The sequence below is a fragment of the Sulfurimonas sp. genome, assembly GCF_023228785.1.
Classification (GTDB): domain Bacteria; phylum Campylobacterota; class Campylobacteria; order Campylobacterales; family Sulfurimonadaceae; genus Sulfurimonas.
On sequence record NZ_JALOAN010000025.1, the window covers coordinates 22,162 to 32,217 of the forward strand.

The window sequence follows — 10,056 nt, forward strand, 5'->3', positions numbered from 1 at the left end:
TACTGATTTAAATAAAAAATAAGTTTTCTACTCTATAATTATGATATTAATTTTCAAAATTGAACTCAAGGGGAGTTGAGAATATGAATAAAATTGTAAAACTAAGTTTGGTAACTACCATCGCACTTAGTACACTTGCTTTTGCTGAGGATGTAAAGACTTCTAAAGAAGCAAAAAACTTAACTCAAATGTTTAGTGATGGCGAAGTAAGCGGACAAATTCGTTTAGGCTATGCTACAAACAAGGTTGAGATTACTGGAGATAAAGATACTTATGCAACAGCAGTGGGTGGTCAACTAAAGTATAAGACTGCTTCACTTATGGGTATTAGTCTTGGTGCTGCGATGCAAACATCTCACTCTATAAACAGACTTAGTGGTAATAATACTAAATATAACGATGAGATGGCATCAAGCCAAAAGAGTTATACAGAATTAGCTGAGGCTTATTTGAACTTCTCATACGATGGATTTCATTTTCGTGGTGGCCGCCAACTTATAGACACTCCCCTAGCAGATAGTGATGACATTAGAATGACTCCTCACACTTTTGAGGCTTACATTGCTTCATATACATTTAAAGATCTAGGTCTTGCCTTTATCGCTGGTAATATTTTATCTTGGCAAGGTGTGGATACAGAGTATGCGAATGCAGAAAACAATTCTTGGGCTGATACTGGCAAAGATGGAACAAGAGTTGGTGCTATAACATATGCGGATCACTATTTAGAAGCAAGTGTTTGGTACTATGATGTTACAAAAGAAGTAACTGCTTTTTATGCTGATGTCTTAGGAACTATCCCTGTAAATGAAGATATTGAGATTAAAATAGGTGCTCAATACCTAACTGAAAATGATCAAAAAAAAGATGGCGTTAGTAGCGATATAGACGGTAGCATCATGGGTACTATGGTTGAGGCTAATTTATATGATCTAACTCTAACTGGTGCTTATAATCGAGTTAGTGTAAATAATACTAAATCAGTCTTTGAAGGTTTTGGTGGTGGATCTTCATATACAAATTTAGACACAGTTACAGCTGGAACTCTGCATGATGGTAGTTATGGAGATGGTAAATCTTTTATGCTTGGTGCAAGTTACGAGATAGCTGGATTTACTATATTTGGGGCGTATGGAGATTATAGAGCTGATGCAATTGCAGGTGGAATTAAGGCTCATGTAACTGAGATGAACTTTGGCGCTGAGTATGAATATAACGACGGTGAAGCTGATATCGCTCTTATCTACGCTATAGGCGAAGACAAAGAGTCATCAACTAAAACAGAGTTTGACAATGACCGTATTCAAATAGTTTTGAACTATAACTTTTAACTCTTACTTCTAGTTTTTCTACTTTATACTCTTTTTTGAAAAAAATTATTAAAGTAGAAAATCCAATTTTTCACACTACTTAGCCTTCTTTTTGCTGTAATTTCACCCATTCGCCACTTTTTAAACTCTTCTTCTTTAATGCTTAAGTTATTTAATGTGTTGAAAAATATTGGTTCAGAAAATATGATCTTTGCTAATTCTATCATTCTGCTTTGAATATCAAGAGAAACTATGTAAGATCCTCTCTCAGTCAATTCTATACACTCTCCATCATATCTACATAACTTCAACCACTCTAAAACACTGAAGTAGTAGTTAGCTTGTCTATCAACTACATCAAAGTTAGAGATTATACTTATCTTAGTGGGACACTCTTCATTTTCTATATTTAAGAGTATTGCATGAACTTTTTCAAAATCATTTGCTTGAGGAAATGGTGAGTTATAATCTACAAGAACTTCACTTGTTTTTTTAATCTCACTAAGTGAAAATTTCTGTTCTATTTTAAACCTAAAAGCTTCTTCTCTTTCGTGCATAACTGAGAATTTACTACCATCATATTTAAATGGCAAAAATCTAAAGAGATCGTCTTGATAATAAAAGACAAAGCTATTAACATTTTTTTTATGCTTGAGTGTGGATCTTTGATTTTTCCACATAAGTTCTGGATATAGAAGTTGTCTTATATTTATATTGTTTCTAAAACCTATTTTAGACTCAACCAAGTTAACGCTAGTAGCACCTTCATAACCACCATCTACTTCTATTTGTACCTTATCAACTTCATAATCAATCATACCTATAGAAAACTCTAAACTCCCTCGTAACCTGCCTCTTATAGTTAACTCTGTTTGTTCTTTAAAGACTAGATCTAGCATACCAGAAATTTTTGCAATATCTAATGCAGCAGATTCACTTTTAATATTTAAGGGATCTATTGTTGTGATGTAGTTTGGTTTTTCTATTGTCTTTATATGACAATGTGGTTCTCTCTTTATATCTATAAATGGATCATTTTTAGCTATTTTATAGAGACCATTTTTTATAGCTAAAATAGATAAACCGTGTATTGCCATAATATGAGGCAACTCTTCTCTAAAGTCTATCTTCGTAATGAGTCTTGGTTCTTGCTTTGAGATCTCTTTTATGCAGTTTGCAGTTATATCAAAATAGCCATCTTTTGTTATTTTATCTAATACTTTTTGTTCATGAAAAATCTCATCCCATGCTTGATCTTTTTTACTTATCTTACTCATAAAATCTTCCTAGTAGTTTGTTACTACAACTTCTTTGATCTTGCCTCTTTGATTGCCAACAGAGTTAATGCTTCTAGTAGCTTTAACTGTATGGATCTTATACTTATCGTAGAGTTCTAAGATAAAGTCTGTATATGAGTTTGAGAGCATGAAATATGCACCTATCTCATCGATATAGTCACACAACTCTCTAAGTCTGATCTGCATATCTTCATCAAAACCAATTTTTGTATATCCCGTAAAACTAGCCGTAGTTGTTAGTGGAACATAAGGAGGATCAAAATAGACAAAATCACCTTTTTTGATTTTTGGCTTTAATGCTTCAAAGTCACCATTAAGGATCTCAGTATTTTTTAGTAGCTCACTACAAGCTAAAATGTTCTCTTTATTGCAGTAGTTTGGATTCTTATATCTTCCAAAGGGAACATTATATTCTCCTTTTGAGTTTACTCTATATAAGCCATTGAATCCTGTTTTGTTTAAGTAGATAAATCTACTCGCTCTTTGGATTTTAGTAAGTTTTTTAAATTTTTTCTCATCTCTGTCTATTACTCTGATCTCATAAAAATATTCTGACTCATTTTTATGTTTACTAAGATCTTTTATTAGATCTTGTGGAGCTTCTCGTACTACTTTGTAAAGGTTTACAAGCTCTTTGTTATAGTCATTTATAATTGCATTTTTTGGTTGAAGCTCAAAAAACAGAGCACCACCACCTATAAAAGGCTCAATATATCTATTGTAGTTTTTTGGCATAAGAGATTTAAGTTCAGTTATAAGCTGCCTTTTGCCACCTACCCACTTTATAAAAGGTTGACATTTTTTCACCAACTACTCTTCCTTAACTCTCAAACTAATTTCATAAACAATACGCTGAAGTTCAAGCATATCTTCATAGATCTTATATAGAGTATCTATAAGCAGATCTCCATCAACTATGATATTTGGATCTAAGATCTTGTAAGTTGCCATGCCCTTATATAGACTAAGTTCGGCATCAGACATATCTTTATCAAATCCCTTTGGATATCTTTTATACCCTTTTTCTATGGTTTTATAGCCCTTAGATTCTATCGCTTTTAATACTCTAGCTAAGTTAGATCTTCTTGCATCATCTTTTATATATTCACGGTAAGCATCAAGCATTGGCTTCTCAAACCATCTAACGCCTACAGCTACAAAAAGTTCATCAGGGGAGAAGTGCAGGTAAAATGATGATGTTTGCATCCTACTACCACTACCCTGCCAAAAGATGATTCCGATACGATGTTTTAGAGGAACTTTTATAGCACCCATTCTACGACTATCTCTATAAATTCTAAATAGTGACTTATTTATCTTTGGCGAGAAGTTTATAGTAGGCTCTAGCGCCATTAAATGCTCGCCAAACTCTTCTACAAAAGCCCTTGAAGGATTTAGTACAAACTCTTCATATTCACTTCTATGTGCTTCAAACCACTCTTTGTTATTGTTTTGTCGAATGGCTTGTAAAAAGGCAAGAGTCTTTTTAGAAAAACCTTTAAACTCCATGCCTCTACTCTAAACTAATTTTCTATTTCTAAAGGCAAGTGCAACTAAGATAAAGATGATCGCATAAGTTATAGGAACAAAATCAGGAATAGGAACAGGATCACCTTTGGCATAAGAGTGAAGCCCTGCAAGATAGTAGTTTACTCCAAAGTAAGTCATGATAACTGCTGTATAAGATAAAAGAGAGATAACAGCAAAGTTAAACTCACTATAAACTTTCTTTATAAATCTAAGATGCACAACTACAGCATAAACTAAGATCGTAACAAGTGCCCATGTCTCTTTTGGATCCCATCCCCAGTATCTTCCCCAAGATTCATTCGCCCAAACACCACCTAAAAAGTTACCTATAGTCAAGAGCACAAGCCCCATCATAAGGCTCATCTCATTTATGGCATTTAACTCTTTTATAGATAAAGAGATATGTTTTTCGTTACTTTTTGTTTTGATAATAAAGAGTAAAATAGCAACAAAACCTAAAAGAGCGCCTAAACCTAAAAAGCCATAACTAGCCGTAATTACTGCCACATGTATGCTTAACCAGTATGAGTTTAAAACTGGAACTAGGTTTGTAACTTGTGGATCCATCCAGTTTAAGTGCGCTACAAAAAGAATGAGTCCCGCTAAAATAGATGTAGATGCCATAGTCATAGATGAACGTCTTGAGAAGAAGATCCCAGCAAGAGCTGTAGCCCATCCTATGTAGATCATCGACTCATAACCATTCGACCAAGGAGCGTGTCCTGAGATATACCATCTAAGTCCAAGCCCAAAAGTGTGTGCTAAAAAGAAAAGAACTAAAAGACCTAGAGTTATTTTAGAAAACATATCCATCTTAAATGCAGGTTTTATAATCTTTATAAAACTAAGTGTCAAAAGAACAAAACCAAGCACTAAGTAGTAAGGATAGAGAGACTCAAAAATATTTGTTTTGTTATAAAAGATCTCTGCTTTGATGCTATTTTTAGTTAGATAAACTTCTGTACCATAAAACTTTTGATACTCTCTTAGCTTCTCTAATGCTTCATTTGCTTTAGTCCACTCAGAACTCTTAAGTGCCTCATCAATCGCTGAAAAATAATCAATTGCAATAAGTCTTATCCTCTGTGCATCTTGCTCTGAGAAAGTTTGAAGTGACTCTATCGTTGGGTACCATTTGTTGTTGTCATCATTTGGTTTTGGCCACATTCTTAGCAGTGAGCCAGTGTAAACTGCATAAGTTATATTGACTCTCTCATCAATTTTTAGCACTTCTTTATCAAGCATATCTCTATGCTTTTGCTCTTTTCTAACTGCAACTTCTACTAGTTCTGCAAGTTTATAGCCTCTCATATTATCAGGATCAGTAAAAAATTGCGAAAATGAAGCATGTTTTGCTTTTAACTCTGTACCAATTAGTTTATTGATCTCTTCATTTTTTGTATATATCATCTTGATATCGCGGTATAAATCAGGCTTTATCATCATAGCTAGAATGATTTGGTTGGCATCTAGTTTATTGCCTGCTATATCTATATAAGATCCTCTATAAACCTTAGCTAAGATCTCAGTAGTTAGTGTATCCATTGGCTTCATTCTTCCACCACTATCTTGGATCACAAGTTCTGAGAATTTTTTTGCATGAGCCTTATCAAAAGAGATTATAGTCTTTAGACTAGGATCTAACTCCGCTGCAAAAGATGGAGTAAAACTAAAGAGAAGTCCTATAGCTAAAAGTGAGCCTAAAGCCTTTTCATCAGCCGCTTTCTTTGCTCTTTTAGCTAGTTGTGCAAATCTATTTTTTTGTGAAAAGAGTGACCACAACATACCTAAACTTAAAAGAAAATATCCTATATATGAAGGAAGAGTTCCTGGATCATTATTAACTGAGAGGACAGTACCTTTCTCATCTTGATCATAAGATGATTGGAAAAATCTATATCCACGATGCTCTAAAATATTGTTCATAAAGATTCTATATGGCATCTCTACATTTTGCTCTTTATCTATAAGAATAACTTCACTAGCATAAGATGCAGGACTCATAGATCCTGGGTATCTATCTAGTTGAAAATCTAAAAGCTTAACCTCAAAAGGGATAGTTAACCTTTTTGAGCCATAAGAGAGATGAACATCTACACCATTTATATCATTATGATACTCTTTTGCCATTCTTCCAGCTTTTCCATAAATCATAACTTCTTTGCTTACATCATTGACACTAACATTAAAAACTAAAGCATCATAACCAGGACTTTGAGGAGATGCATTTGGATTTGAGATTATTTTTTTTGTAGCTTTTGGATAGAAGTCACGAAGTACAAATCCTCCACCAGCTAAAGAGTAGAGAGTCCTTGTGGCAAAAAGCTGTTTTTCATTTGCATCAAGTGTTCCATTTGAATTGTCATCCATCTTTAAAAAACTAAGAGGCATATCATGCTTTATAAAAAACTTTTCATCTTCTACAAACAGAGAGATAACCATCTTATCAAAACTTTTGTTTGAACCAAAATCTAGTACAAAGTTATCATTTTCATAATATTCACCATGACTAAGAGCAATAGGCTCACCTTTACCTGAACCAGTCACCATAATATTTGCCATTGCGATGCCATCATCAGAGGCGACTATAGCTTCTATAGCATCTGGTATGTACTCTACAAGCTCTACGTGAACATTTTTACCGTCTATATTCAAAGATGTATCAAGACTGTTTTTACTCTTTTTAGAGAGATATAAAGATTGTTGTGAGATCTCATTTTTATCCCCTACTTTTGCATCAAGGGTAAAGAAGGTGTCTGAACTTATCATAGTTGATGCACTCTGACCTTCACGAATATGCATAGTTCCTTCATAACCAATATAGCGAGTAATTGCAGCACCTATGATTATAATTATAAAAGCGACATGAAAGATAAATATAGGAGCTTTTTTAAGTGAGAACATTTTATATTTATAAATATTTAAAATAAGATTTATAGTCAGTAAAGCCATAAGAACTTCAAACCATCTTGCATTATAAATATCAGCCTTAGCTGTTATAGTTCCGTAGTCGTTTTCTACAAATGTTGCATAACCTATGGCAAATGCAAAGATAGACATCAGTATAGCCATGGTTTTCATGGAGTTTAAGATGGATAAAACTTGTTTCATAAATAGCCTTTTTTAATAAAAGGCTATTCTATTCAAATTAAGCTAATAAAGCGTTAAATTTATTATTTATCAAAGGCTCTATGATAATATCTGTTTAAATCAAGAAGTCCTGCTTCTTTAGGATTTGACTCAAAAAATTTATCTTGAAACCAATCATAAGTCTTCCAAAAGTCTTCATCACTCCGGAGTACACCATACTTTAAAAACTTTATTTTATACTCTTTAGAAGCATCATAGTTGTGCAAAAGATCAAAAAAATCTGGTAGATCTTTATAATCAACTACTAAAAACATATTTGGATAAGAGCCGACAAACCCCTCAACAAAATCAAACTCATCTTTAGAAGGGTCTAGTCTCTTGTCTTCTTTAAACATAAATGAGACATTGTCATGCCATCTATTTACAACAGCTGAGGCTACAATATCTTGCATATCTGGTATATTTTTTATTCTAATATATGCAAGATTAAAGCTATATCCATTTTCCATTTTTATAAAAGCTAATCCCTCTTTAACTAAAGACTTAAATGCTTGATGATAGTCTTTTTTTGTTTTATACTCATTAGGAAGAGTTGGAACTCTCTCATTTGCATAGAAATAGTTTAGTTTATCAAACTCTATACCACAAGATTTTAAGAGATGCTTATCTACAATTCTCTCAAGTAGCTCTCTTTTTGAGTCAATCTTTTTATATTCAATCGCTGATTCATTTTTTGATAAAAAAACAGCTTCTTTATTTTGTGCATTTAAATGCCAAGAATCGAGATATTTTTGCCTATCAACTTGAGGTAAGAGATTTAAAAAATTAGTCTCTCCCTCAACTCTAAGTCGGCTCATATAACGACGAGTAGAGACTTGATGCCCAACATTTCCATAAATATCAAAACCTGCAACCAAAGCGTAATATATTCTCTCAAAAAGAGGATAGTCTAAAACCCATGCTGTCCTAGGAAGCCCACCTAATGCACCCTTATAAACAGATGCACTATCAAAGTGTCTATATATACTTAAAAAGGGTGCAGAACTTGCATCCTTGCCTCTCCATATACTTGAAATATCGAGTCCATTTTTATAGGTTTCATCATAAAGTTCTTGTCTTTGTTGGTTGTAAAGAATTGCTGCATCTATATATTTGTCACTAAAGGTGCTTAATAACCCTACCGTGCTTCCATCTTCTATTGGCATTCTAAGATTTTCATACTGGTTTTTAAAAAAATCTCTGTTTTTGAGTGATAGATCATACTCTGGTGCCATAAACATAACCCAAAAATTGTCGTGTATAACATTTAAAGCTATTTGACCCTTACAAACTGGACCTCTTATAAAAGTTCTTATAACATACTCAGCATTATCTAGCAAAAATTCATATCTAGAAGAGGCTGGGATCTGCCCAAAAACTCTAAATGGATCTGTGTTATATATCTGTTTATATCCAACTATAAAAGGGGACTCTTCCCACTCAGGCTCTATAAATAGTTCTTTATATCTAAGGAGTTTTTTTTCACTTAGATCATAAACCATATGAGTTTTATGAACTATCGTTGAATGTATCTTTCTAAACCTATAGTAAAACTTATCTACTTGTGGATCATCATAAGGGCGAACAGTAGCTATAATCTCTATTGCTTGTGGTGATGGTGTTTTTGAGCGAACTAGTTCAAAAAATTCTCCATCAGCTCCTTCAAATGCAATGTGAGCCAAGAAAAGATGTTCATAAATATATCTAGCACTCATAATATGCTTTGGATCTTGCTTATTTAAAAACTCTTCAAAAGTATATATCTGTTTTTGTGCTGTTTTTGAAGCAGATTTTATAGAGTTCATCTGAGTTTTATTTGGGCTTATTGCACCTTGGGCTAACCATCTTTTGATAGTTTCAAACTCACTCTCACTCAGAGGTGGAAAACCAAAAGGCATACCACTATGTGGGTTTTTATCTAAAAAAGATGCTAATTCATCTCTATCTTTAGCACATGTAACATCATCACTTTCACTATAATAACTTCCCACATTCTTTGGGTTTTGCATCTTATGTTCTAATAAAAGTAACATCAAAGAGTTATTAGTTCCATCCTCTGAGTCACTCTCACTAACACTATTAAAACCCTTTTCTCTCCACTCTTGGGTACTATCTGCATCCATAAAAAGTCTAGATGGATCTTGTGCAGATAATCTCTCAGCCAAGTAAACTTTATCTTTTGAAGCACCTCTATCTAAGCCTTCAAAAGAGCTAAGTTTTAGTTGGCATGGTGAGTTATAACATGAGTGACAAACTACACATCTTCTATCTAGTATGGGTTTTACATCATTTAAGTAATCAACTCTAGGGGCTGTAACGTCCACCTCTACAGGTTTAAGTGGTTCAACACTACAAGCACTAAATAAAATCACTACTATAAAAATAGATAAATTTTTCAACATTTTATAAAAAACTTCTCTATTTTCCCATCTTTATTTTCTATCATTAAGACACTATATTATCTAGTATATCAAACATCTCTTTTGATATATGTTCATTTTCTTTAAAGAGTTTTATTAGCTCATCAGAATCAGCATTTCCATCTTTTATCATTTTAGTTATGTGAAAAATATTCTTATGAATCTGCGCATGAGGTTCCAGTAGAGAAGAGAAGCTAGGATTGGCTCCAAAATTCTCTTTACCTTCATTTTGGTACCATTTACCAAGTCTACACATAGTGTGGTCACCTTCATAAGAGTCTGCTTTGCCTTCAAAGGCAGCTGAATAAGTGTTGTTTTTTAAGACCATATGATCTAGTTTTGCCATATTGACAAAGAGCTCATGTCCTA

Annotated in this window: 7 protein-coding genes; 1 reads left to right on the top strand and 6 read right to left on the bottom strand. The window is 33.3% G+C overall.

The window, feature by feature from the left end:
* Positions 1 to 83: 83 nt before the first annotated feature.
* Positions 84 to 1,331, top strand: a complete 1,248-nt coding sequence (locus M0Q24_RS07655; RefSeq protein ID WP_295049184.1) for a hypothetical protein — start codon at positions 84 to 86, stop codon at positions 1,329 to 1,331.
* A 23-nt stretch (positions 1,332 to 1,354) separates the two neighbouring features.
* Here M0Q24_RS07655 and M0Q24_RS07660 read toward each other — a convergent pair whose 3' ends face one another.
* The 6 genes from M0Q24_RS07660 to M0Q24_RS07685 all read right to left on the bottom strand — a co-directional run.
* Positions 1,355 to 2,587: a hypothetical protein gene (locus M0Q24_RS07660; RefSeq protein ID WP_295049187.1), complete on the bottom strand. Its 1,233-nt coding sequence runs from the start codon at positions 2,585 to 2,587 to the stop codon at positions 1,355 to 1,357.
* 9 nt (positions 2,588 to 2,596) lie between these two features.
* Complete coding sequence (locus tag M0Q24_RS07665) at positions 2,597 to 3,415, bottom strand: DNA adenine methylase (protein ID WP_295049190.1); 819 nt, start codon at positions 3,413 to 3,415, stop codon at positions 2,597 to 2,599.
* A gap of 3 nt (positions 3,416 to 3,418) precedes the next feature.
* Positions 3,419 to 4,117: a DUF2461 domain-containing protein gene (locus tag M0Q24_RS07670; protein WP_295049193.1), complete on the bottom strand. Its 699-nt coding sequence runs from the start codon at positions 4,115 to 4,117 to the stop codon at positions 3,419 to 3,421.
* A 9-nt stretch (positions 4,118 to 4,126) separates the two neighbouring features.
* Positions 4,127 to 7,249: a cytochrome c biogenesis protein CcsA gene (gene ccsA, locus M0Q24_RS07675; protein WP_295049196.1), complete on the bottom strand. Its 3,123-nt coding sequence runs from the start codon at positions 7,247 to 7,249 to the stop codon at positions 4,127 to 4,129.
* Positions 7,250 to 7,311: 62 nt separating this feature from the next.
* The gene (locus M0Q24_RS07680) at positions 7,312 to 9,669 is read right to left on the bottom strand and encodes a fatty acid cis/trans isomerase (RefSeq protein ID WP_295049199.1); all 2,358 of its coding nucleotides are present in this window, start codon (positions 9,667 to 9,669) and stop codon (positions 7,312 to 7,314) included.
* Between the two features lie 43 nt (positions 9,670 to 9,712).
* On the bottom strand, positions 9,713 to 10,056 hold a 344-nt coding region (locus tag M0Q24_RS07685), incomplete at its 5' end, for a CZB domain-containing protein (protein ID WP_295049201.1).

What these genes read in the sequence shown, in the direction of transcription:
- M0Q24_RS07660 (WP_295049187.1), bottom strand. Translation starts at nt 2,587, where the DNA reads ATGAGTAAGATAAGTAAAAAAGATCAAGCATGGGATGAGATTTTTCAT.
- ccsA (WP_295049196.1), bottom strand. Translation starts at nt 7,249, where the DNA reads ATGAAACAAGTTTTATCCATCTTAAACTCCATGAAAACCATGGCTATA.
- M0Q24_RS07670 (WP_295049193.1), bottom strand. Translation starts at nt 4,117, where the DNA reads ATGGAGTTTAAAGGTTTTTCTAAAAAGACTCTTGCCTTTTTACAAGCC.
- M0Q24_RS07680 (WP_295049199.1), bottom strand. Translation starts at nt 9,669, where the DNA reads ATGTTGAAAAATTTATCTATTTTTATAGTAGTGATTTTATTTAGTGCT.
- M0Q24_RS07655 (WP_295049184.1), top strand. Translation starts at nt 84, where the DNA reads ATGAATAAAATTGTAAAACTAAGTTTGGTAACTACCATCGCACTTAGT.